We start from the raw sequence: 23,697 nt of genomic DNA, 5'->3' as shown, positions 1-23,697 counted from the left end.
AATAAAATTGATGATGAAAAAAGATTTTATCAAATATAAAGTAAAGCCAAGTGATAGCCTCAACTCTATTGCATTTCGTATGAATATGAACAAACACGACCTAAAAGAGTTTCATAATCAAAACTGTGGGAAGATGGATAAGTTGTGGTTTGACAGCCTGAGGGGAGTCGAGTTTATTTTGATACCTATAGCCTATATTTCAAAAGAAGAACATGAAGACCTATTACAAAAAAGACTTCCTTCAGTCCAGGATTTAGCTTCGTTTCACGCTGATGAATATAATATCACAGAAAATATACAGCAATTCAATAAAAGTGAACTAACATTTAATTATAAAGTTAATATTGAAATAGAGCAGAAAGCAGATCAGGTTATTGCCACAACGAGACAAAAAGATGTCAAAAAAAATAACAGCACACCGGTTGACAAAATATCCTCACTTGCGCTAGCTTGTATGGAAACAGTTTCTCCTATTCCCTTTATTATATCCCCTGATGGGAAAATATCTTTATTTGCTGATCATGAAACTTTAGTACAAAAATTTAAAGATAATCAAACAGCGATCGGAGATTTTTTTACAGGTGCGCCTTCAAAAGCCTATATTGATTTATTTTATGAAAATATCTCAAATGAAAAATATTTTCTAAAACAGATAAGCTCTACCTTATTAAATAAAATATTATTTCCCAATATGAATTGGTTTAGCAGAAAATCAAGGTGGGTAGAATGTTTCAAAATATACCACAATTCTTTTCCATTGAAATTTGATTTTAATGCCGAATATTTTCATGAAAATATAGAATATGTTGAAACAGTCATTAAAGGAATAATTGCAGAGAATTGCAGTCTTCAGGAATTAATAAAAGGATCTCGTTTTGAAAATGAAAAACAGGAAGAAAATATAAATGCCAGCATATATATACATTATTTCACGGATAAACTTACTAAACAATTAGTTGAAGTAAGTGCCTCAGTACTTATCTGTCATAGGAATGAATTATTTTATAAACACTATTTAAATATAAAAACACAAAAAACAAATGAAAATTTATATCGCAAAGGACAATGATACTTTTGCCAATATTGCCCAAAAGTTCAATATAAAAGATGAAAACTATTTAAAAACTTTTCACAATCTTTCGTGCCCCCAAAATGCTATTATACATGGAGAATTAAAGGCAGGGAAACAAATTTGTATTCCTGAAGACCTACAGTTTTTAACCAATGATAAAATCATCAGACCGAACGAAGATAACAATTCTGATGTACAGAAAACCAATACTAAAACTCATCCTGATAATAATAAAAGTTCAAACGAAGATTCATCTGCGGGAGAGTTAGGCAATACTTCTTCAAAAAATCAAAAAGAGACTAAGAAGACTGAAGAGGAAAATAAGGGCACCAATGAACATGATGGAAAATATTTCGTTATTCAAAAAGGTATGTGCCAATGTAATCAGGGGTTCAAATTTCCAAGATTTAAAGTGACAAGTCATCAAAAACATTACTGGAATAATGCAGAAGATCAAGATGATTATCTGGCTGTAACAGAAGATGATTTACAATTCGATCCATCTGTACAACCTTTCGGTAAATGTAAACTCAAGCCGAGTTCTGGAGGATATCTACCTTGTACCTATGCTCCTGCAGGAAAATGGCAGAAAACCTATGAAAAAGTGAAGGTAATGGGGAAAAGCTGTCTAACAGAAATTTCTGAATTGATGTGCACTACCGGCGGAAAAATTACGGTCCTGAAGCATGGGCAACAAAACGGAATCAGCAAAACGCAGATTGCCAATGCTGATTCTCAGGAACAGCATATTTATAATCCCGTAGTGAACATTGATGAGCTGAAAGAAGAGATTGATAATGAAAATAGTTATGCACATTAAAATTATAAGGCAATGTCAAAAAAAGGTGTAGCAAAAATAACAGGCCCCACAAATCCACAAATTGGTGTTCCGGCATCCTATTCAGTTACAGAATGGTATAAGGAAACTCCTGCCAGCCAACGAAATGGGAATAATGTCACTTGGGAACTCTTCAGAAAAAGAAATAATGGAAGTTATACTTCTACCAATATCAAAAAGAAAGGGGCAACGGCGACATTTACTTTTGAAGAAAAAGCTCTTGGACAGGAATTCTTTGTAGAGGGTTATCTGAATTCTCCTGAAAAAAAGCGCAATACCATTATTTACATAAAACCCAGGAAAGGAACACCTAAAATTATATCATTAACGCTCCTTGGCAGCAATAAAAATAAGATTACAATAAAACCTAAATATGGTCAGACCATAGTTGCTGAAATAAAAACGCAGAATATGTTTAAAGAAAAGCTGCTTTTACAGGTTTGGGAACGAGACACAACAGCAGACACCGGACACAACAGAGACGAAAATACACTACTTTATGAAAAAGAAATTACAGTTAATGCTAATGGAGTAAATGATGAAAATATAGTCCTTACTGAATTGATGATGAAAAAAGCTCAGGGAAGTGGAATATCTTTTATGATAGATGGAGGAGAACATGAATACTATTTGGTAGTTAAACATAATAATATTTCCACTTTCAGCCCACAAACAGTTCAGGTCCTGAATCAGATCATTGCGGTAAAAGGAAATGGCATCAATCCTCCACCAGAAAACCCCGAGACCGCCACCAATGTGGGACAGGATCCTAATCAGCAAAATTCTGAAGGGAAATGTCCGAGGTGTGAAAAAGATTTTACGTGGGATGAAATAAAAGAAATATTTGGGGAAAGTGACAAAACTTTCAGAATGGATTGTGTTAATTGGATTAATAAATATAAATTAGATTTTGGAATAAATACGTGTGCAAAAAAAGCTCATTTTCTAGCTCAAATTGCAGCAGAAACCCATTTTAGAGAAAAAGAAATGGCAGAAGGAAATGTAAAATATATTCCAAGAAATATCCGTAGTGGTACTTTTGGGGATCGCGGTAAATTATTGGATAAAAGAGGACAGATCGAAGAATTCTGTAACGAAAGACCCGATCAAAAAAAGTTATTCAGTTTTTTATATGCAGCTGAAAACGGATTTGGTAACGGTAATGGAAATGAAGCCAGCAGAGATGGCTTTAACTTCCGGGGAAAAGGCTTGATTCAGTTAACGGGCAAAGGTAATTACAAATCTGCAATGGGCTTGATTAAAGAATATGTTCCCGCAAAAATCTACAACGAATTAATATCTTCGGAAAAAAGGATAAAGCATTTTGATAAATTTGAATTTGAAGAAAACAGAAAACAAAAAACTATAAAAGATGTAGATTTATTTGATTTTGTTACTTATTATGATATGCCCACAGAACCAAAATATGCTGTTCTCAGTGCATTAGCAGACTGGAAAGGTAAAGGGCTGAGTAATTCTGCTTTAATGGTTAATGATGTAAAAAATGTAAGACCTGTTAGAAAAAAAATAAATGTAGGTTTAAAAAATCTAGATGTCGCAACTGATTTCTTTAAAAAAAGTGTTTCTCATTTAAAAGTAAATGAATGTACACTAGGCAAGAACAAATCAACGTCCAATGAAAAAGGGACCGTAATTTTAGTGTCTGGAACGGATAAAAAAAGTGAAAAAGATCCCACACAAAATATATATTGGATCATGTACAAGACAACAGTTTACAAAGATATTACCTTAGCAACTTTTAAAAGGCTTAAAGGTGAAAATAAACTACCTAATCCCGACTATACAACATACTTAAGTAGAGATACACATCAAACTTATTCCAAATCTTCAAATGAAACCTTTAAACATTCTGATAAAAGATTTGGAAAATATAATGAAATTCCACCTGGTGAATACTTCCTAGTACCAGGTTTAGATAGTCAAAAATATTTAGTTTATGTAATTGATTCTGAATCAAAATCTGCAGGTGATGAAAATGGAATAAATGGACCCGATGGGGCAAGAGGAGGAGTTGCCCTGCATCATTATTGCCCACGCTTTTCAGTAGGTTGTTTCACATTCAATTCTGGAAAAGATACAACACCTGTTAAAAACTTTGTTAAAGAAATATCCGATTTAAATTTAGGAGATAATAGACCTGTACATTTTATTGTTGAGCCGCGTCAAGTAAAAGAATCACAATGGGATAACCCAGCATATGGAACCACAAAATGGACAGGAATTTAAAATAAATTAGTAATGAATAAGAATCTGCCACAAATAGTATTATTAATATTCACATTATCCTGTGGACAAAATAAAACGAACAAACAAATGAATTCACAAAATAAAGCTCCCTATAACCTGGTTGAAGAAGGTGATAACACTAAGTTCAATTATGATAATCTTTCACCAGATATTATTAATTATGGAGCTAAATCTTTAGAAAACTTCAATTATAAATTTCCTGATTCTGAATTATTTTCCAAAAGAATATCAGAAGTTTACGGGGTAAATATTGATGAATATACCAATAGGATTGTCTCCCTGAGAATTTCGGATTTTCCAGAAGTTGCTATAAAAAGTAAAGCATTTATATTAGTACAGGATAGCGATTCTGATGCTAAATATTCTATCACGCCAGATATTTTATATCAGTATAATAAATTTATTATTTATAAAGATAAAACGTCGTTAAAAATCCTGAAAATGAGAGATCCTTATCTTACAAAAGATCTGGTTTTATATTATGGATATAATGAAGATAAAGATCTTGTAGATTTTGCTTTCAAAGATTTCGATTTTTCAAACATAACATCCTTCCATGAATTAATTTTCGGAAGAAAAAATAAAAATCAACAATTTGTACTTAGAAAAGGTATAGTGGATGATATTGAACAAATTGTTTATAAAGGCAAAACAAAGGAATTACTCTCTGAAGCCAAAGAAGGAAACGGATATGATTCATTGGGAGAAATTCTCAATATGATGTATAAAAATCAGATCGATTATGCAGAGGGTGATAAAAGTATTGCTTTTTTATGTGAAAAATCATTAAATGTAGGTGATATTGGAGATGTTCAGAGCTTTATCAAAAAAAACAAAGATTTTATTAGAAAGTTAGAACACAATAGCTATTATGGCAACGAAAGATTAAAAGTCTTTTGTGAAAACTTAGAAATATTCAATGGTTCGGACGACAATAAAGTAATTAGTGATCCTGATGGATATACCAATCTAAGAAAAGATAAAAATACCACTTCAGAAGTTTTACAAAAAATAAAATCAGGTGAACAGGTAAAGCTTTTAGATCAAAATGGAGATTGGTGGCTTGTGGAAACAAAGGATGGCAAAAAAGGTTATATTCATAAAAGTAGAATAAAGAATGAGTAATACGTAATAAAATATATTTCGGTTAGTAACATTTAGACGATTTTTCCTTCTTTTTCGCCATTGTCGACATTTTTAACTATAAAAACTTTTCTATAGTCAATGGAAGTTTTTATTTTATTAAAACTGTATTACCATTTAAAAAAGCCAGATATTTTTATAAAAAGAAACAGAGATTCACTAAATTCAATATTCTTTTTAATAATTTCACTATAAAAACAAAAATAAAGTGATAGAAAAGGCTATTTTCAACAATTAATAACAAATTTATAAATAGTGATTTTTTCATAACTTTACTTTAAATTTTTCAGCTCTTGGCTAATCTCTATAAAAAAGACTCTCCCTTTCAGGTTTATATATCATTCAAAAAATATTTGGATGTTCTGGAACATATCCGGTATAATGACAGATTGGAATACAGGGTGAACTATGCTGAGTCTTTACTAGAGAGCACCAGAAATTTTAAAGACCTTAGAGAAGGATTTCAGGACACGACCCTTCTTGAAAAACATGAAGACCTCATCAGATTGCTTCTTGCCGATCTTTTTCCAACAGGCCTCACCAGAAACGAAATAAAAGCAGCAAGTATTCCGCTTTCCAATATTACCTTCAACTATACCGAAAGGTTTAAAGATATTCTGAAAGATGCGGGAAAAGATTTCGAAATAGAGCTAAGGAATATTTCAGATAATGAATTTTATGTATTCTGTTGCTGTCTGATTCTTCAGAGCTACTTCAAAAAAGATATTAAAAGTACCATCCCGTTTTATTATGATATCCCCAATAAGCAGGGAATCATGAAACATTATAAAATTACGGTCAATTCAGATTTTACGGAAATTACTCCCACAGAAGATGCCAAAATTCCGTCCGACGATGTTTTAGATATGTTGCTGGAAAACCTGGATGACTTTAAAATGTGGAAAAAATATTTCCCGTCTCAATCCTGGATATTGAAAGGATTTACTATCATTTCACTGGTAGACTGTACCTCTGAAGTAGCCCTTTCCGATCTGAAATCAAGCATGATTGAAATTGATCCGGAAAATATGAATCCCAATGAAAATCTGACGGAAATTTTTAAATCCTATTTTGATGTTTCAGAGCTTAGTTTCGGCCTGATGACTTTTAACAAAAAGGAACAAAAACTGGATAAGCTCCCAATTTATGAGAGTCTTCTCACCAATCATATCCTGGATTTCTGGATCAATGCATTTGATGAAGATACCCGAAAGAGTACTTTTAATAATTTAAATCATAATTCAAAACCAGTTGTTGTTTCCAATGTCAACAATCTCGATGAAAATGTCAAAGAGCTTCCTTCCTTCAGTATATTAAAGGATAATAATGTCAACAGCTTCATGGTAATCCCAATCATGAAAGATGGTGAGCTCCTTGCTATCATGGAATTCACCTCTCCTATTGCCGGAAGTTTCAATGGTTTAAAACTTAAAAAACTGGAGTTTTTCACCGATATGGTTCTTTTCTCTCTGAACAGATTCTACTTTGAAAAAAACTATCAGATAGAAGCCATTATCCAGCGTGAATATACAACCATCCACGACAGTGTGGTGTGGAAGTTCAGAAATGAAGCAGAAAAATATTTTACAGCATCGCTCGGAAAAAAAATATATACTTTAAAGCAGATTGCCTTTAAAAATCTCACTCCTTTGTTTGGCGTTTCAGATATCCGTTCTTCTTCGGAAAAGCGTTTTAACCTGATGCTGCAGGATCTTAACCAACAAATTGAATGGCTGAATGAAGTTTTGGTACTCACCAATTCCGATTCAGAAAAATTTGTACTGGCACTTGATGTTTTTGAGAATGAAATCAACAACGAGATCAAAGCTGATACGGAACAGCGTTTCCAGAGATTATTAAGGGAAGAAATTCATCCTTTTTTACAAGGAAAACTGGAAGTTAGAACTTCGAGAGAAATAAAAACGAAAATCAAAGACTATTTTTCACACATCTTTACTTCTACGGATCTGTTTTATCACCACAGGAAAAACCTTGATGATTCTATCACCCTGGTCAACCGAAAACTGGCAGATATGCTGGATGAAAGCCAGGTAAAAGCACAGGAAATTTTCCCACATTACTATGAAAGATTTAAGTCAGACGGTGTGGAACACAATCTGTACAGTGGTTCTACCATAGCTCCTGAACTACACTATACTTCGAAAGTAGTTCACAAACTGAGATACTGGCAGCTGAAAACCATCTGTAAAATGGAACTTGAATTTCAGTCGTTCAAAAAGTATCTTCCGGTACCGCTTGATATTGCTTCACTGATCTTTGTGTATAATGAAAAAATAGACATCCGTTTCAGAATGGATGAAAAACGCTTTGATGTTGATGGAGCTTACAATTCTTATTACGAAATCATCAAAAAGCGTCTGGATAAAGCACACGTGAAAGATTCTTCAGAACGCATCACTGCACCCGGAAAAATCACCATCGTCTATTTCGGAATGGAAAATCAGAAGGAATATCTTGACTACATTTCTAAACTCCAGAAAAAAGGAGTTCTACAAAATGATATAGAATTTTTAAGAGTAGAAGATCTTCAGGGAATTACGGGATTGCTGGCATTAAGGGTTTCTTTTACACTTCCCGAGGAATAGAAAAATCCTAAACGTACATTCAGGATGATTATTTATGGTTTCTCTTCAATAAAAATACTGATTTCAAACTCTTGCTTTATTGGATATCTATAGACTTTAGCAGAATACCAGTTATTGAGTTCTTTTGATTGAAATAAACGTTCAATTTCTTTCTTGGAAGCCTCATCTGTATAGCTTAGAAAATCAACTTTTTCAATCGTATTTTGTTTTCCTATGGTGATACGAAGTCTGTTTTCACCTTTTTGAGCATTTCCATGGATCTTAAAATTCTCAAATAAAATTTTACGGAAATTGTTTACTCCTCCTTTAAAAGTGGCCCCAGTAGGTTTAAATTTTTCTATATCATCAATACAATTACTATTTTCTTTTTGACACTTTTCCAATGTTGCCAAAGCCACAGATTGTAATGAATCAATTGCTTTTCTTTCTTCTGGTGTAGGTGGAAGTATTTTTATATGCTCTAGTGTCGATATATAATGAACTAATGAAACCTTCCTTAATCCACAGCTAGAAAGGAAAGATAATAGCATCAGCATCAAAATAATTTTCTTCATACAACATTCAACGATGGTCTATTCTAATCTATAAAATAAGTATCCGGTTTCTTAAGTTCACCCTGTGGAATTCCGGCCTGTTCAAAAATAGAAAATTCAATCGTACGGCAGATGCTGTTCAGGGCAAGATCATTTTCTTCTTCACCAAAAGGTTCTCCAATTTCCTGAATAATAGCATCAAGAGCAATAAAGGTGTAGCTGATCAGCAAAACGATCAAAGGCATCATCCATCCCAAAGAATCTACCAGTCCGAAAGGAAGCCAGAAACAATATAGATAAACGGTGCGATGCAGCAAAACACTATAAGCAAAGGGTAATGGTGTATTGTAAATTCTCTCACACCCACCGGAAATATTAGAAAACTGGTTCAGCTGATGATCCATGGAAGTCATGACAATCGTATCTATATTTCTTTTTTTATTCTGTTCGTTAAGCCAGTCTGCAATAAATCCAAGAATAATATTGGGAATGAATTTTTTATTCTTCACCTGTTCCAATTGTTCGGGCGAAAGCAGTCTTTCAAGATGTTCTGTACCTGTTTTATCTCTTAGCTGAAAGTTCAGTGACCAGGAGAATGCAGAGATCAGCTTAATGATTCTTGCTTTTTCCTCTTTAGCTTGAGGAGAAGTATCATCCACTAAGGATAAAATCTGTCTCGTCAAAGATCTGGTCTCAATCACAAGTAATCCCCAAAGTTTCCTGCCTTCCCAGAAGCGATCATAGCTCGCTGAATTACAGAAACCCATAAATATAGCCAATGCCAATCCTATCAATGTAAAAATGGTAGGATTAAGATGCACTTTATAATCAAAGATTCTCCCTTTGAAAAAATAGATTGCCAGGGAAAACAGCGTGATGATGGAAAGCTGAACAACAATTTTTTTTAATACGGAACCTCTCCATATAAATAACATTTTCAGCCAATTCGTACGTTGTCTGACAATCATTTGTGTCTATATTTTTAATTAAAGACTAAGAAAAGCCACCCCGAAAGATAAAACGGAAATAATAATTCCTGCCATAAAGATCTTATAGGTAATGGATAAAAGCTTATATTTCCTGTTAAGAACTTTCCCAAGATAATACAGATCTTTCACCATAGAATCGTAGATATAATCCCTATCTTTAATAAGGTCTTTCATCGCATTATTATAATCGTCAAACAACATCTGCTGAAAGTTTCCGAAGAAAAGCAGGTTTACTTTTCTGTTGGCAATATCCTGAGAAGTGAATGTTGACTTTGTTACATTCGGTTTTGTGGATAAAATAGCAAATATGATTGTCAGTACGCTAGACAGCAATAATATGAAGCTTGGAAGAATCAGGTGAGAATTCTTAGGAGCATCCAGCTTTGGAACCAATACAGAAAGACAAACCGAAATAATAATGGCGTTTACTGATAAAAGAATATTGGCTTTACTGTCTGCAATATCACTTAATCTTGTATGATTATTCAGCGTTACTCTGAATAAAGTATCTACACTTCTGTCCGATTTTTCTTTTTCTTTTTTGCCTTCTGAAACCTCCTTTTTACTTTCCTTTTTCTCTTCTTCTTTTTCCAGCTTCTTTTCGATCTTTTTAATATTTTTCTTTTTCAGCGGTTCCCAGTTTTCTTTGGCGTAATCTGTATAAAAAGTATGCTTATTTTTCAGCATGTCCAGATTTCCGGCATTCCATTCTTCATTGGAAAAACATCTTACATTGGTAAGTTCCCATTCTTTTCTCAAAGCATCGGAAATATCACTGTAATCATGGCCGGCAAAATGGCTGAAATCGGCATCTTTTACAATTTTCTCCAGTAAATTCTGAGGTTCATATTGTATTTTCGTAGCCAGAATCAGTTTTTCAACATCTGCAATATAAGCTTCCGGATAGTTTTCCTGGTGTAAAAAGGCTTTCATCACCTCCACGCTCCTTTCCTCATGGTTCAGGGCACATTCTATATACCCTGTATCATGAAACCATAATGCAACGAGTACCTTCTCCTGATCCTCTTCAGAAACAGGTGTGTTTTTCATGATTTCCTCAGCCTTATTAACTGTATAGGCAGTATGGATAAAATTATGATAAAAATATACCGAAGATAACTTATCTTTGAATAAGATTTCAACATAATTTTTAGCTTTTTGTAAAATGCTCATCCCTGAAATTTTGTTAATGTAAATTTATGAATTTATCCTTTAAAACTCATCTAAAAAATACTTCTATTGTTCTTAGAACAGTAATGTCCGCAGGAGTCCTTTATTCCTGTGCTACCTATAACGTACAAAAGGGCAAAAACTTATTTGAAGTAAAAGATTCCGAAATAAAATCCGAAAATGATTTTAAACTTTTTCTGATTGGAGATGCAGGAAATGCAGATGAACCTCAGGCCCAAAAAACTCTGAATTTACTGAAAAGTAAGCTGGATTCTGCCAACAGTAACTCTATGCTCATCTTTCTGGGAGATAATATCTATCCCAATGGAATGCCCAAAGAAACAGATAAAGACTATGCCCAGGCAAAACAGAAACTGGAAAACCAGCTTGCCATTACCAAAAATTTCAAAGGAAAAACACTCGTAATTCCCGGAAATCATGACTGGTACAATGGAATTGAGGGATTGAATACCCAGGAAGGGCTGGTTAAAAAATATCTTGATGATAAAAAAGCTTTTCTTCCTAAAAACGGCTGCCCTATTGATGATATTAACGTTTCTAAAGATATCAAGCTTATCGCAATCGATACAGAATGGGTGATTGCCAATTGGGATAATTATCCGGGAATCAATAAAAACTGTAATATCAAAACCCGTGAAGATTTTTTTACAGAGTTTAAAGATCTTATCATTAAAAATCAGGGTAAAAGAATAATTGTTGCTTTACATCATCCTATCATCAGCAGTGGAACCCATGCAGGTTTTAATTCTGCAAAATCTCATCTCTTTCCATTAAAGAGTAAAGTTCCTGTTCCTGTGGTAGCAAGTGTAATCAATATTTTAAGAAGTTCTTCAGGAGCCAGTCCTGAAGATATCAATAACCAACATTATGCAGATCTGGCCAACAGGCTGAAAAGCATTGTTCAGGATAAAGAAAATATTATTTTCGTTTCCGGACATGATCATAACCTGCAATATCACGAAGATGGAAACCTGAGACAGATCGTCAGTGGCGCAGGTTCTAAAACAGATCCGGCAACCATTGTAGAAAAAACAGACTTTTCCTACGGAGGCAGCGGTTTTGCTGTTTTAAATTTCAGAAAAGATGAAAGTACAGATGTGGAGTATTTTTCTACCAAAGATGCTCAACTTCAAAAACTGACTCATATTTCTGTGATTTCCAAACCTGATGTATTTGTCAATAATTTCCCTAATTCTTTTCCTGCAAAGTTCTCTTCAACCATTTACCCGGTGCAGCTTACCGAAAAAAGAAAGTTTTACCGGTGGCTTTGGGGAGATCATTACAGAAGATATTATGGAATTCCCATTGAAGCTCCCACAGCTAACCTTTCAGAATTGAACGGAGGGTATATTCCTTTTAGAGAAGGTGGAGGAAACCAATCTAACAGTTTGCGGCTGAAGTCTGCAGACGGGCAGGAGTTTGTAATGCGAGGGGTGAAAAAAAGTGCAATTCGTTTCTTAAACAATATGGCTTTTCAGAAAAGTACATTAGGAGAAGAGCTTGCAGATTCATATCCTGAAAAATTCCTGCTGGATTTTTATACCACCAATCATCCATTTACTCCGTTTACTATTGGAAATATGTCGGAAAAGCTCAATATTTTCCATAGTAATCCAAAACTATACTATATCCCCAAACAACAAGCTTTGGGAAGGTACAATGAGAATTACGGAGATGAAATGTATATGATTGAAGAACGTTTTTCTTCTGATCCCAAAACATTGGCTTCTCTTGATCATGCAAATGATATCGTTTCTACAGATGATGTATTAAAAAACCTCAACAAAAGCAGTAAATATTCTGTCGACAGAGAATCTTACATCAGAGCAAGATTATTTGATATGCTTATCGGTGATTGGGACAGACACTCAGACCAATGGAAATGGGCACAATATGAAGAAGATGATAAAGTGATTTATAAACCCATTCCAAAAGACAGAGATCAGGCATTCAGTAAATATGACGGTGCAGCCTTCAGGATTATTATGAATGTTCCTGCCATCCGTCACATGAAAACCTTTACAGAAGATATCAGCAGTGTGAAATGGCTTGCGATGGAACCTTATCCTATGGATCTTGTATTTTTAAAAGGAGCTGATCAAAGTGAATGGGAAACTCAGGCAAAATACATACAGGAACACCTGACTGATGCAGATATTGATGATGCTTTCCATAATCTTCCGAAAGAAGTACAGGATGACACCATTGCCGAAATCCAGAGAAAACTGAAAATCAGAAAAACAAAACTTCAGAGCTACGCTGCACAGTATTATGATGTATTGCAGAAAAAAGTTCCTCTGGCTGGAACGGTAAATCCTGATAAGTTTGTGATCACCAAAAACGGACACTCCGTACTGGTACAGCAATATAAGTTGGGTAAAAATAAAGATCAGAATGAATTGGTTTTTGAAAAGACTTATCATGATTCAAAAACTAAAGAATTATGGATCTACGGACTGGAAGATGATGATACCTACGTAGTAACAGGTAGTGGAAATCCTAAAATGACCATCAGACTGATTGGAGGATATAACCACGATACCTATAACGTTGCGGATGGAAGAAAAGTGAAGATTTATGATTTTAAATCTCAGAAGAATACCTATAATGCAGGAAATGCAACCAAGAATATAACTGATGATTATGATATCAACAGTTATAATTATAAACACCCGAAATATAATTCGGTTGCCGGATATCCAAACCTGGATTACAACCCGGACGATGGAGTCATTGTGGGGGTTCTGGCCAATTATACTGTGAATAATTTCATTCGTGATCCTTTTACCCAAAGGCACAGCTTAAAAGCTAATTTTTATACTGCTACTGCAGGGTTTAGTCTTACGTACAAAGGTGTATTTAAAAAAGCGATCTCAGGTTGGGATATCAACCTTGATGCATTTTATACAACCCCAAGATTCTCTCAAAACTTCTTTGGGCTTTCCAATGAAAGTGAGTATGACAAGGAAGATACAGAAAGGGAATACAACAGAGCCAGAATTTCCAAGTTCAACTTTGCTCCTTCCATTTCTCAAAAGAGCTGGATGAACCTCAGCCACCAGTTTCAATTGACTTTTGAAGATAATAAAGTACAGAGAAAAGCTGACCGCTTCATCAACCAGTCACCGGATGTGAGACCAGGCGTATTCAACAGTCAGCAGTTTGTGGGAGCAAATTATACGTTCGGATATAAAAATGCAGATAATGCGGCCTTCCCTACTCTTGGATTGGAATTTATGTTGAATGCAGACTGGAAAGCAACGCTTTCTGATTTTAACAAGAATTTCGTAACCGTAAAAGGAAAGCTTGCCATTGACCACAGAATTGATAAAAAGGGAACATTTGTATTCGCCAATTCAAGTAATGTCATGTGGATTAATAATAATAATTTTGAATTCTACCAGGCTGCAGCTATTGGAGGCAATAATGGAATGAGAGCCTTCAGAAATGAAAGATTCTCAGGAAGATCATATTTTACCAATAACTCGGAAATCCGATGGGATTTTGGAAGGGTTAGAAATAATATTGTTCCGGCAAACATGGGAATTCTTATCGGATATGATATCGGCCGTGTATGGAACGACAATGAAAATTCCAGAAAATGGCATCAATCTGCCGGTGCAGGAGTATGGCTGAGTATTGTGGAAATGATGTCTGCAAGATTGAATTATTTCTATGGTTCAGACGGAGGAAGGATTTCTGCCGGAGTGGGTATGAAGTTCTAAGTTTTTCAAGACAAAAGAAATTTACTTTTTTAAAAACACTACAACGCACTGATTAACAGTTGATTAATTTGTTTAAAATTGAATATTCGAAAAAAAATCAATTTAAATAAAATTTAACAATTCAAATTTTCAACTCACATTTTTTACTGATAAAATAAATATGGCTTTTAATTAAAAGCCATATTTTCAGCTACATAAGTCAAAACCAGACATAGTTCAATATGTTTATCAATTTTTCAAAAAATTGACATTTTAAAAACATTTTATATTTGTGGCAACAAAAAATCAACAAATGATGAAAAAAAAGCTACTGTATATGGCATTATTTGTCATGTTCATACACTTAAATGCACAGGTAGGGATCAAAACTCCAACTCCACAACATACTCTGCATGTCAACGGTTCACTTCAGGTAGTTAAAGATCTGAATGTAGGAGGAGATGACAGAACAAAGGGAAATTCAGGAAACAAAGGCGAGGTCTTAATGTCCAACGGAGCGGGAAATGCCCCGGTTTGGAAAACGATTGAATCTGAAAACTTTCTAAAGGTGGTGTATGTAGGAAACAAAACAAACATCAGTCCGGCAAGCGGAAGTTATACAGGTACCCATTCTACTCCGGTTAGTACTCATGAGAATTATTCACAAACCTATATTTTCAATGTGAGTAATAAAATTGATACGGCTTATTTAACTTATAATTCAACAACAGGTCTTTTCACAGTTGTAAAACCGGGATTTTATAATATTGTTCCTTATGCCACCTATGATCTCAATTTAAATCCATCAGGACAAACTGCAGGAACAGCTAATTCATACATACAAAAAGTTTCCCCCACACTCACAACGCTAGCAGGCATATCTACGGGCCATGGAGAACGTACAACGGGATTGAATCATAATCTTTCTTCCATTAACTTTTTTAATACAGGAGAAACCTTCAGAATACGCTGCCGCTATACTCAGGATTTCAGATTATCCAGCGGAAATATTCATATCTCATATCTGACTCCGTAAACAATACAAACGTCAATCACTTCATTAACATTTCATATATTCAAAAACCCCACAGATTTCTCTTTGGGGTTTTATTTATTCATTTATGGTACAGGGAAGTATAAGAGTACTTGTCCGTTGACATCATATTTATAGGTCCAAATTCTTTTCGATATTTTTGGGGGAACAGTGCTATTAGGATTTAATCTTTCAACAACAGATTCTTTTGTTCTGAAATTATTAGCAGATAAGCTTTTCTCATAGAAAACATCATTAATGAGATAAAGTTTTTTGAATGGATTTGCAGCATTATCAAAATCAGAATAAGTAGTAGTGGTTCGTTGATAAGTTACCCCATTTCCTGTTTCAAGCATCTCAGATTTGGTAAGGTTATTTTTGTCGTCATAATAATATGTTGTAGCATATTCAGTATTAGCTGCATTATTAAATTTTATAGACGTCTTTTCTACTCTATCCTGCCCATAGGTGTAAGTTTTTGTATATACTATGGGAGAATTCCCTGTGTCTTTATTAACATAATAATATTCAACTTTTTGGGGTCTGTTATTTTCCATGTAATACAGATATTCATCATGTTTGGAAATGCCAGCAAATTCTAAAACACTTACCTTTATTTTGTTATCATTATAAGATAATTGAGTAGTTAAATCGGAGAAAAACATGTTAAACATTTGAAAGAATACTGGCAAAAATCTTCCTTTAACATTGACTAAATTTCCGTTTTCATAAGTAAACTCATAGTATTCTTTAGGGTTAGGTACTGTTCCTACACCATCCGTATTATATACATAAGCTTTTTCTGTATGTACAATTGGAGATGGCGTATCTTCGGTTGTGTCATCACTGTTGCTGCAGGAAAACAAACTCAGCACAAGTGAAATGTAAAACAATTTTTTCATGGTTAGTTAGTTAGTTAGTTAGTTTATTTTTATAAAAATAAAAAATTTAATTTAAAGAAAAAATATACACATTTCCACCTTCATTCTTCCCTTTCTCATCTGCAATCATTACTGTTTTATCATCAAGAAAAACAATAGCTTCTTTTTGCGAATTATGATTCAATGGAATTTTCTGAATTTTAGCAGAGCTGAAATCATTAGCAGTAAATCCGGTAAGGACGTGAACATTTTTATGGGTCAGCAATACAATCTTATCCTTCGTACTGTTGATGGTAGCTGAAGTAATGGCAGCATCATTATATCCACCCTGAAGTTTCAGTGTTCCTATTAGCTTTGCTTCAAAATCACCTTCTTTATTAGGCACCTGGAATACAAGGAAAGTCCCGTCAAAACCTTTGCTCCTGTTTTTGGTAAATAAATAAAAGTTACCATTCATTTCAACAAACGCCTCACAATCATACAAAAGATTTGATTTTTTTGGAGGAAATTCCGTCTGTCCCTGATAATGGAATTTCGTAGTCTGAACAACCCTGGTAGTACTTTGTCTGCTGTCTTTCAAATCTGTTTTTAAGATAGCAAGGTCCTGCCTGTTATTATCATTATTACCAAAATCCCCAATATAAATATTTCCCTGAGTATCTGATATGATATCTTCCCAGTCTGTATTTTCAGTACTTTCCACAGGTATCTTTGCCAGCATATCACCTTTATCACTCAGTCCGTATATTGCATTTTTATTTCCTCTGTCTTCTATTGCCCAGATCGTTTTCTTATCTTTTGACAAAGTAATTCCGGAAACTTCCTTCAACTTTTTAGGTAAGGAAAACTGAACTTTTAATTCGTCCTCATTAGTGGGAGAATTCTGAGCTTTCGGATTACAGCTCAATAAAAGCAAAGCAGGTAAAATAAGAAAACGTAACATAGGTATATTTTTATTTTTTTAATTGAATGTAAGAAGCATTAATTGTTCCAATCAGAAGTTATGAATGTTTTTTTGCCTTTTCCCAAAGGACATCCATTTCTTCCAGAGACATATCTGCCAACTTTAAATCCTGCTCTTCAGCAAGCCCTTCCATCTTTTGAAATCTTGAAATAAACTTAAGATTGGTTCTCTCCAGCGCAGAATCCGGATTGATTCCTGAAATTCTGGCATAATTGATCAGTGAGAAAAATACATCGCCAAGTTCCTGTTCTTTTTTATCAAGATCAGTCTCAGCATGAAACTCCTGAATCTCCTCATCTACTTTCTTCCATGCATCTTCTGCATCATGAAACTCAAAACCGATCCCTTTCACCTTATCCTGAATTCTATAGGCTTTTACCAGACTTGGAAGGCTTTTCGGTACTCCACCCAAAATAGATTTGTTTCCTTCTTTTAATTTTAATTTTTCCCAGTTCTGTTTCACTTCTTCTTCATCTTTCACCTCAACATCTCCGTAAATATGAGGATGACGGAAGATCAGCTTTTCATTAAGGGAATTGATAACATCTGCAATGTCAAAACTTTCTTTTTCCGAACCTATTTTAGCATAAAAAACCAAGTGAAGTAAAACATCACCCAATTCTTTTTTTACTTCCTGTAAATCTTCCTGTAAAATAGCATCTGAAAGTTCGTAGGTTTCTTCAAGGGTAAGATGGCGAAGGGACTGTAATGTCTGTTTCTGATCCCATGGACATTTTTCACGTAAATCATCCATAATATCCAGTAATCTTCCGAAGGCCTCCAGTTTCTCTTGTTTCGTATTCATAAATAATGGCAAATTCAATCTTATACAAATGTAAGGGTTATTTTGGGTCTGTGGTAGAGGTTTGAAGTGAAAATTTGGACGTTTATGGTTAATAGGATACGAGATACGGGGTTAGTGAGATTCGAGGTTTAAGGTTTAAGGTTTAAGGTTTAAAGATAAAGATAAAGACGAAGCTTGAACTCAGCAGAAAATTTTGCTGATCCTTGCTCCCTGCTACCTAACATCTGCTTCCTGCTCCCTAATAAAAAACAAAAAACCTTGTCCGGAAATTCCAGACAAGGTTTTGTATTTTTAATTCAAAAATGAATTATCCTTGTTTTCTGTGTGTACTCTTAGGAGCTGATTTTGCAGCGGAAGTAGCTTTTACTTTTGGAGCAGCTGGTTTTTCTGCTTTTGGAGCTTTTTTAGCTTCTTTTTCAATGCTTACTTCTTCAGCCGGCTCACCTTCCAAAGTTTCAGGCTCTGCTTTTACAAAGCTATCCGGAGTGATATATCCTGCTTTATGAAGGATGTTGTACCACTGAGCCAATTTCTTAATGTCAGAAGAATATACTCTTTCTGTATCATAGTTAGGAAGTGATTCCAGCATAAAATCTTTCAAATCTGCATCAGAAGATTTGTGAGAAATTGTTTCCTTATAGTCGTTGTTTTTAGCAATATTTTCAAATACTTCAAACAAAGGAACTTCTTTCTCAAATGTAAACATGGCAATATTGTCCAATAAACTTACCTGGCTTGAGTTTCCAATGCTTACTTTTTTCTTGTTGGTAACATCTTCAATGATGAATCCGTTTCTTAATTGAGAAACTAATTTGAAAAGTCCTGGTTTTCCAGAAATTGAAATTATTTTTTCTAACAGCATAATTTTATTTTTTGTAAATTCTGCAATCAGCACTAGCTTTTTGCTTTTTATTATTCGTTTTAATCCTTATTTAATTATTTTGGAAATCTCATTTTGTAACCGATGTTCACATCCCCCTGAGAGATTTTAGTCAGCTTACCTTTTACGAGTTTCTTCTTCAGAGCACTCAGATGGTCGGTAAACAGAACTCCTTCAATGTGGTCATATTCATGCTGAATTACGCGGGCTCTAATATCGGAAAAAGTTTCTGTATGTTTCACAAAATTTTCGTCATAATATTCAATAACGATTGTACCCTTTCTTTTCACATCTTCTCTTACATCAGGAATAGAAAGACAGCCCTCATTGAACTTCCATTCTTCCCCTGATTCTTCAAGAATCTGTGCATTAATGAATACTTTTTTGAACTCCGCCAACTCGTCTTTAATATCTTCATAATCCTCATCTTCTGCAAGAGGCGTTACATCTATTACAAACAGACGGATATCCAAACCAATCTGTGGCGCTGCAAGACCTATGCCATTTGCGCTGTACATGGTTTCGAACATGTTATCTATCAGTTCCTGTAATTCGGGATAATCTTTGTCTATATCTTTTCCTACTTTTCTCAAAACAGGATCCCCAAAAGCTCTTATCGGTAATATCATCTTAATCTTTGTTCTAAAAAATTCTGCAATATAATTGTTGCACTTACTTTATCTATTAATCCTTTTTCCTGCCTCTTTTTCTTGTTTTTTCCACTTTGGGAAATAAAAAATGAAGCCATTTTGGAGGTAAACCTTTCATCAAAACGGTGAACTGCAATATCCGAAAATTCTTTTTTAAATTCTTCTATGAATTTTAAAATATCGGTTTCCACTTCTGAAACATTTCCTTTCAAATCTATGGGAAGCCCAACTACCACTTCATCTACCTTGTTTTCATTGAAATATTTTTTCAAAAATTCCATTAAAAAACGGTTCTCTACAGTCTCCAGTCCACTGGCTATAATCTGCATATCATCGGTTGCAGCGATACCACAACGAGCCTTTCCGTAGTCTATTGCAAGGATTTGTCCCATAAGTTTGCAAATTTAGTAAAATTTACTGATTTTATTCATAACGCAGTTTTTTTATATAAATCATGTTTTATTCCATTATTTTTTTTATAATTTTAATCTTCCAAAAAACAATTATATGAAGAAACTCATCCTCGTTAGACATGCAAAAAGCGACTGGCCGGAGGAAACGGAGGACTTTGACAGACCTTTGGCAGACAAAGGTTTGGAGGATGCTATGCACATGTCCAGATTCCTGAAAAGCAATAATATTTCTATAGACCATTTTGTATCGAGCCCCGCGGTTCGTGCACTGAATACCTGTAAAATCTTTAATCAGGCCTATCAGCTGAACTGTTCTACTGATGAAAAACTATATAACCCTTCGGAAAGAAGCTTTGAATCTGTAATTTATGATCTGGATGACAACCTGAATTCAGTTGCGTTCTTCTCTCACAATAATGGAATTTCCAATTTTGCCAATTCCATTTCTGAGGATATTTTCCATTTTCCCACTTGCGGAGTTGCCGGTTTTGAAGTAGACTGTGAATCCTGGGCAGAATTCGACGGTGCTAAAAAGAAACTACTCTTCTTTTATGAGCCAGGGAAGATATAACTTCATCTCTTTATTTTTTTATGTACCCCTATTAATCCTTCTTTTCTCATGTCAGAAACAGAAGAAAACCTACTATGAATCTATTGCACTGAATGATATAAAGCTTTCCTCTTCTCCCAAACCCGGAAGCTGGCGGTATAATCATAATGAACATTTCCAGACATTGGAAGATTTTCAGAAATTAAAAAAGATAAAACCTGAGCCTGGAAAGAACACCATTTATCTGCAGCCGATCGGACAATTTGATGAACTTCAGAAAAAAGAAATAGCACTTGCCCAACAATATCTGAAAACCTATTTTCAGCTGGAAACAAAGGTACTTCCTGTTTTACCCAACACAATATTTCCTGAAAAGGTTAAAAGAATTTCAAAAGAAGGACAGGAACAGATTCTTGCAGGATATGTTTTAGACAGTATTCTGATTAAAAAGAAACCGAAAGATGCATTGGTACTGATGGGAATCACAGAGCAAGATCTTTTTCCAAAACCGGAATGGAACTACGTTTTCGGACTGGCTTCATATGAGGATGGCGTGGGAGTAACCTCGATGTACAGATTTGCCGGAGGTCAATTAACAGATTCTAATTTTAATGAAAGTCTTTTAAGACTAATAAAAATCAGTTCACATGAGATTGGCCATATGTTTGGAATTAGTCATTGTCTGAATGCCAACTGTGCGATGAACGGCACTAATTCATTACCCGAAACAGATTATCATCTTGCCAGAGCCTGCTCGCTCTGCCAGAGAAAACTGAATTCAAGTATCCATTATGACAATAAGAAAAGACTTCTTGAGCTGAAAAATTTCTTTGAAAAGCTACATCTTAACACAGAACTTACTTTAGCCAATCAGGATCTGAATCTTGTAAAATAAACCAATATTTGTTGTACCGGCTGCATATTCCCCTCCATTGGAGGGGGTGGCAAAAAATTTATTTTTTGACGGGGTGGCTAGCTTCGGCTAAAGCCATTATCGTGGTAAAAATGAAAAAAACGGGCTAAAGCCCGTTTCTATTGAATATCTTTTGCGATTTCATTTTTTATTTTCTCTTCAAATCCAGATCATCAAAATCAAAACTGAAATCTGTCACATCAGAGATTGCTTTCAATCTAGCAGATTCTGCTTTTCCGTTTTCATCATAATTGAAAATAATATAAGCATCTGCATCATAGCTTCTGTCATCCCATTTGATAATGAAGGAATTGTTGGAATAAGGAAGTAACTCGCCTTTTAATCTTGGAGAGTTTTTGCATGAGATTCTGTAGGTATTTCCCTGCTGAACAATTTCCACATCACCAAACCAGGCATCATTGTATGTTCCTGTGAACTGTTCTGCTTTTGGCTGAAGTGATTTTTCTTTTTTGAATACTTCAGATTTTGCAAAGGCATCTTTTTTCTGTTTGTTGAATTCAGCCTCCATTTTAGACATTCTGTCGCCGTATGTTTTCAGCCAGTTTCTGTCTGCTACCCCAAGGTAAGAATCTTTCACCGTATTGGTAATTGTATTGAAAGCCGCTCCTGACTGTTGATTGGTCAATACTACGATTCCCAGCTTCATATCCGGAATTAAGGTAAACTGAGTAACAGTTCCGATCAATCCTCCTGTATGCTGTACCTGTTTGTGTCCTTTAACATCACTCAGAAACCATCCTAAACCATATCCGTAAAAACTTGTATCATACGGATTTTTTGCAGCTACTCTATCCGGAATCTGCAGACTCCAAAGTTGTTGAACATTCTTATCAGAAACCAGTTTTTTCCCATCTTTAGTGGTAAAATTATTCAATAGACATTCTGCCCAGGTTGTCATATCTTTGATATTACTCATGATTCCTCCAGCAGCATTGGCAGTCTCATTCCAGTCGTGAGGAACAGCAATTGCTTTTCCGTCTACAGGAGCATGTGCATCAATTTTGTTTGCTGTAGCTTTTGCTCTGTTATAGCTTCCGAAGCTTGAAGTCATTCCTACAGGCTTCATAATTCTTTGCTCAATAAATTCTGCCCAGCTTAATCCGGAAACTCTGTGAATCACTTCCCCAGCCACAATAAACATGATATTGTTATAATCCAATTTTGTTCTGAAAGGATTTTCCGGTTTAAGATATCTCACATTATGCACAATATCATTAACGGTTAAATTTCCTCCTTCCGGAAAAAACATAAGATCTCCCTGTCCTAGTCCTAATCCTGCTCTATGTGTGATAAGATCTTTAATGGTAACATTTTGCGAAACGTAAGGATCGTACATTTGAAACTCAGGAATATATTTTGAAACTTTATCATCCCAGTTCAGCTTTCCTTCATCTGCTAAAATGGCTAATGCTGTGCAGGTAAAGCCTTTTGAGTTGGAAGCAATCCCAACTAGCGTATTGTCATCCATCGGCTGCTTTGTTGTAAGAGAACGTACACCAAACCCTTTGGAATAGATCATTTTTCCATCTTTCACAATTCCTACTGACATTCCCGGTACATCAAAGGTTTTCAGGGTATTTTGGATCAGTTCATCCAGTTTTTTTTCTTCTACCTGCGCATTGGCCAATCCAACGGTCAAAAGAAAAATGAAAAAAGAAAGTTTCTGTTTCATTGTTTATTTTAATTTTCCCAAATTTACTAAATATTACGCATGCTAATTTTAGCCGTGCTAAAACTTTACGATAAATCAGCAGTATTCATGAAAAAGCCTATTTGTATCTGTATTTTCTCTTTTTTCGCAATCAGTGGTAAAGCCCAGGACAGAACTTCCAATCCTTTGCTTTTACAGACCTGGAATCTTAGTAAAATGGATACCTATATTTATACCTATGAAAAACAGGATGGTTTTGAGGCAAGAAGAGAAGGAATAAGATTTCAGAAAAATGGAAAAATCACAGGAAATCTGATTAAATCTACCTTAAGATATGATTCCTTAGAAGAACCTGCAAATAAAAAAAATGAAAAGCCAGACCGTTATATCGGGAGCTGGAGAAAAGCTTCTGATTCTACAGTGACATTAGTTTTCCCGTCTAATACCAATATGACCGGTACTTTTGTTATTTCAAAACTTACAGAAAATCAACTGAAATTAAAAAAGGTTTTCAGTGCAGATATTGAAAAGAAAATGGATTCTATCAGAAAAACAAAAAATATTACTGATTAGGATCTCCTGTGAATTGATA

Annotated in this window: 20 protein-coding genes; 10 read left to right on the top strand and 10 right to left on the bottom strand. The window is 34.6% G+C overall.

The features are described 5' to 3' along the window. Positions 1-10: 10 nt before the first annotated feature. The 5 genes from BUE84_RS03030 to BUE84_RS03010 all read left to right on the top strand — a co-directional run bounded on the left by BUE84_RS03030 (position 11) and on the right by BUE84_RS03010 (position 7,927). Positions 11-1,069, top strand: a complete 1,059-nt coding sequence (locus tag BUE84_RS03030; protein ID WP_079240444.1) for a hypothetical protein — start codon at positions 11-13, stop codon at positions 1,067-1,069. After that, complete coding sequence (locus BUE84_RS03025) at positions 1,041-1,892, top strand: DUF4280 domain-containing protein (RefSeq protein WP_079240443.1); 852 nt, start codon at positions 1,041-1,043, stop codon at positions 1,890-1,892. The genes BUE84_RS03030 and BUE84_RS03025 overlap by 29 nt, the downstream gene beginning before the upstream one ends. Positions 1,893-2,321: 429 nt before the next feature. Beyond that, positions 2,322-4,157 (top strand): hypothetical protein, encoded by a 1,836-nt coding sequence (locus tag BUE84_RS24615; RefSeq protein WP_185117010.1) that lies wholly within the window; start codon positions 2,322-2,324, stop codon positions 4,155-4,157. Between the two features lie 87 nt (positions 4,158-4,244). Next, positions 4,245-5,303: an SH3 domain-containing protein gene (locus tag BUE84_RS03015; protein ID WP_158521338.1), complete on the top strand. Its 1,059-nt coding sequence runs from the start codon at positions 4,245-4,247 to the stop codon at positions 5,301-5,303. Between the two features lie 311 nt (positions 5,304-5,614). Further along, positions 5,615-7,927 (top strand): GAF domain-containing protein, encoded by a 2,313-nt coding sequence (locus BUE84_RS03010; protein ID WP_079240440.1) that lies wholly within the window; start codon positions 5,615-5,617, stop codon positions 7,925-7,927. A 32-nt stretch (positions 7,928-7,959) separates the two neighbouring features. Here BUE84_RS03010 and BUE84_RS03005 read toward each other — a convergent pair whose 3' ends face one another. Genes BUE84_RS03005 through BUE84_RS02995 form a run of 3 tightly spaced genes read right to left on the bottom strand, consistent with a single transcriptional unit; the run spans position 7,960 to position 10,622 of the window. Then, the gene (locus BUE84_RS03005) at positions 7,960-8,481 is read right to left on the bottom strand and encodes a hypothetical protein (RefSeq protein ID WP_079240439.1); all 522 of its coding nucleotides are present in this window, start codon (positions 8,479-8,481) and stop codon (positions 7,960-7,962) included. Positions 8,482-8,504: 23 nt separating this feature from the next. Beyond that, the gene (locus tag BUE84_RS03000; protein ID WP_238594351.1) at positions 8,505-9,395 is read right to left on the bottom strand and encodes a bestrophin family ion channel; all 891 of its coding nucleotides are present in this window, start codon (positions 9,393-9,395) and stop codon (positions 8,505-8,507) included. Positions 9,396-9,446: 51 nt separating this feature from the next. Further along, positions 9,447-10,622, bottom strand: a complete 1,176-nt coding sequence (locus BUE84_RS02995) for a Pycsar system effector family protein (protein WP_079240437.1) — start codon at positions 10,620-10,622, stop codon at positions 9,447-9,449. Positions 10,623-10,648: 26 nt separating this feature from the next. Between BUE84_RS02995 and BUE84_RS02990 the strand changes: the two genes are divergently transcribed. Then, positions 10,649-14,365 (top strand): metallophosphoesterase, encoded by a 3,717-nt coding sequence (locus BUE84_RS02990; RefSeq protein WP_079240436.1) that lies wholly within the window; start codon positions 10,649-10,651, stop codon positions 14,363-14,365. Positions 14,366-14,657: 292 nt separating this feature from the next. Further along, positions 14,658-15,380, top strand: a complete 723-nt coding sequence (locus BUE84_RS02985; protein ID WP_079240435.1) for a hypothetical protein — start codon at positions 14,658-14,660, stop codon at positions 15,378-15,380. Positions 15,381-15,463: 83 nt separating this feature from the next. Here BUE84_RS02985 and BUE84_RS02980 read toward each other — a convergent pair whose 3' ends face one another. The 6 genes from BUE84_RS02980 to ruvX form a co-directional block, all read right to left on the bottom strand. Beyond that, positions 15,464-16,279: a hypothetical protein gene (locus BUE84_RS02980; protein ID WP_079240434.1), complete on the bottom strand. Its 816-nt coding sequence runs from the start codon at positions 16,277-16,279 to the stop codon at positions 15,464-15,466. A gap of 46 nt (positions 16,280-16,325) precedes the next feature. Further along, positions 16,326-17,201, bottom strand: coding sequence for an SdiA-regulated domain-containing protein (locus tag BUE84_RS02975; RefSeq protein ID WP_079240433.1), 876 nt, complete (start codon positions 17,199-17,201; stop codon positions 16,326-16,328). 58 nt (positions 17,202-17,259) lie between these two features. Continuing rightward, positions 17,260-18,027 (bottom strand): nucleoside triphosphate pyrophosphohydrolase, encoded by a 768-nt coding sequence (mazG, locus tag BUE84_RS02970; RefSeq protein ID WP_079240432.1) that lies wholly within the window; start codon positions 18,025-18,027, stop codon positions 17,260-17,262. Between the two features lie 307 nt (positions 18,028-18,334). Continuing rightward, positions 18,335-18,889, bottom strand: coding sequence for a DUF5606 domain-containing protein (locus BUE84_RS02965; protein ID WP_034693379.1), 555 nt, complete (start codon positions 18,887-18,889; stop codon positions 18,335-18,337). A 74-nt stretch (positions 18,890-18,963) separates the two neighbouring features. Then, on the bottom strand, positions 18,964-19,536 hold the full coding sequence (gene def, locus BUE84_RS02960; protein WP_034693378.1) for a peptide deformylase: 573 nt from the start codon (positions 19,534-19,536) through the stop codon (positions 18,964-18,966). Further along, on the bottom strand, positions 19,533-19,949 hold the full coding sequence (gene ruvX / locus BUE84_RS02955) for a Holliday junction resolvase RuvX (protein WP_062675601.1): 417 nt from the start codon (positions 19,947-19,949) through the stop codon (positions 19,533-19,535). The genes def and ruvX overlap by 4 nt, the downstream gene beginning before the upstream one ends. Before the next feature lie 115 nt (positions 19,950-20,064). On the opposite strand from ruvX, the gene BUE84_RS02950 reads away from it, so the two are divergent. After that, positions 20,065-20,541, top strand: a complete 477-nt coding sequence (locus tag BUE84_RS02950) for a SixA phosphatase family protein (protein ID WP_079240431.1) — start codon at positions 20,065-20,067, stop codon at positions 20,539-20,541. After that, positions 20,522-21,415: an archaemetzincin gene (locus BUE84_RS02945; protein ID WP_079240430.1), complete on the top strand. Its 894-nt coding sequence runs from the start codon at positions 20,522-20,524 to the stop codon at positions 21,413-21,415. Before BUE84_RS02950 ends, BUE84_RS02945 begins: the two co-directional genes overlap by 20 nt. Before the next feature lie 166 nt (positions 21,416-21,581). Here the strand turns inward: BUE84_RS02945 and BUE84_RS02940 are convergent, their stop codons facing one another. Beyond that, entirely contained in the window at positions 21,582-23,126 is a 1,545-nt protein-coding gene (locus BUE84_RS02940) for a serine hydrolase (RefSeq protein WP_079240429.1), read from the bottom strand. Positions 23,127-23,213: 87 nt separating this feature from the next. On the opposite strand from BUE84_RS02940, the gene BUE84_RS02935 reads away from it, so the two are divergent. Then, the gene (locus BUE84_RS02935; protein WP_145953200.1) at positions 23,214-23,678 is read left to right on the top strand and encodes a hypothetical protein; all 465 of its coding nucleotides are present in this window, start codon (positions 23,214-23,216) and stop codon (positions 23,676-23,678) included. Positions 23,679-23,697 lie beyond the last annotated feature (19 nt).

The organism is Chryseobacterium indologenes (assembly GCF_002025665.1).
GTDB lineage: Bacteria > Bacteroidota > Bacteroidia > Flavobacteriales > Weeksellaceae > Chryseobacterium > Chryseobacterium metallicongregator.
The sequence above is the reverse complement of the archived record's forward strand: the minus strand, read 5'-3'. Positions and strand labels throughout refer to the sequence as shown.

Bases quoted from the DNA above. Each gene is read 5' to 3' on its own strand.
- BUE84_RS03030 (WP_079240444.1), top strand. From the start codon at position 11: ATGATGAAAAAAGATTTTATCAAATATAAAGTAAAGCCAAGTGATAGC.
- BUE84_RS03025 (WP_079240443.1), top strand. From the start codon at position 1,041: ATGAAAATTTATATCGCAAAGGACAATGATACTTTTGCCAATATTGCC.
- BUE84_RS24615 (WP_185117010.1), top strand. From the start codon at position 2,322: ATGTTTAAAGAAAAGCTGCTTTTACAGGTTTGGGAACGAGACACAACA.
- BUE84_RS03015 (WP_158521338.1), top strand. From the start codon at position 4,245: ATGAATTCACAAAATAAAGCTCCCTATAACCTGGTTGAAGAAGGTGAT.
- BUE84_RS03005 (WP_079240439.1), bottom strand. From the start codon at position 8,481: ATGAAGAAAATTATTTTGATGCTGATGCTATTATCTTTCCTTTCTAGC.
- BUE84_RS03000 (WP_238594351.1), bottom strand. From the start codon at position 9,395: ATGTTATTTATATGGAGAGGTTCCGTATTAAAAAAAATTGTTGTTCAG.
- BUE84_RS02995 (WP_079240437.1), bottom strand. From the start codon at position 10,622: ATGAGCATTTTACAAAAAGCTAAAAATTATGTTGAAATCTTATTCAAA.
- BUE84_RS02990 (WP_079240436.1), top strand. From the start codon at position 10,649: ATGAATTTATCCTTTAAAACTCATCTAAAAAATACTTCTATTGTTCTT.
- BUE84_RS02985 (WP_079240435.1), top strand. From the start codon at position 14,658: ATGATGAAAAAAAAGCTACTGTATATGGCATTATTTGTCATGTTCATA.
- BUE84_RS02980 (WP_079240434.1), bottom strand. From the start codon at position 16,279: ATGAAAAAATTGTTTTACATTTCACTTGTGCTGAGTTTGTTTTCCTGC.
- BUE84_RS02975 (WP_079240433.1), bottom strand. From the start codon at position 17,201: ATGTTACGTTTTCTTATTTTACCTGCTTTGCTTTTATTGAGCTGTAAT.
- mazG (WP_079240432.1), bottom strand. From the start codon at position 18,027: ATGAATACGAAACAAGAGAAACTGGAGGCCTTCGGAAGATTACTGGAT.
- BUE84_RS02965 (WP_034693379.1), bottom strand. From the start codon at position 18,889: ATGCTGTTAGAAAAAATAATTTCAATTTCTGGAAAACCAGGACTTTTC.
- def (WP_034693378.1), bottom strand. From the start codon at position 19,536: ATGATATTACCGATAAGAGCTTTTGGGGATCCTGTTTTGAGAAAAGTA.
- ruvX (WP_062675601.1), bottom strand. From the start codon at position 19,949: ATGGGACAAATCCTTGCAATAGACTACGGAAAGGCTCGTTGTGGTATC.
- BUE84_RS02950 (WP_079240431.1), top strand. From the start codon at position 20,065: ATGAAGAAACTCATCCTCGTTAGACATGCAAAAAGCGACTGGCCGGAG.
- BUE84_RS02945 (WP_079240430.1), top strand. From the start codon at position 20,522: ATGAGCCAGGGAAGATATAACTTCATCTCTTTATTTTTTTATGTACCC.
- BUE84_RS02940 (WP_079240429.1), bottom strand. From the start codon at position 23,126: ATGAAACAGAAACTTTCTTTTTTCATTTTTCTTTTGACCGTTGGATTG.
- BUE84_RS02935 (WP_145953200.1), top strand. From the start codon at position 23,214: ATGAAAAAGCCTATTTGTATCTGTATTTTCTCTTTTTTCGCAATCAGT.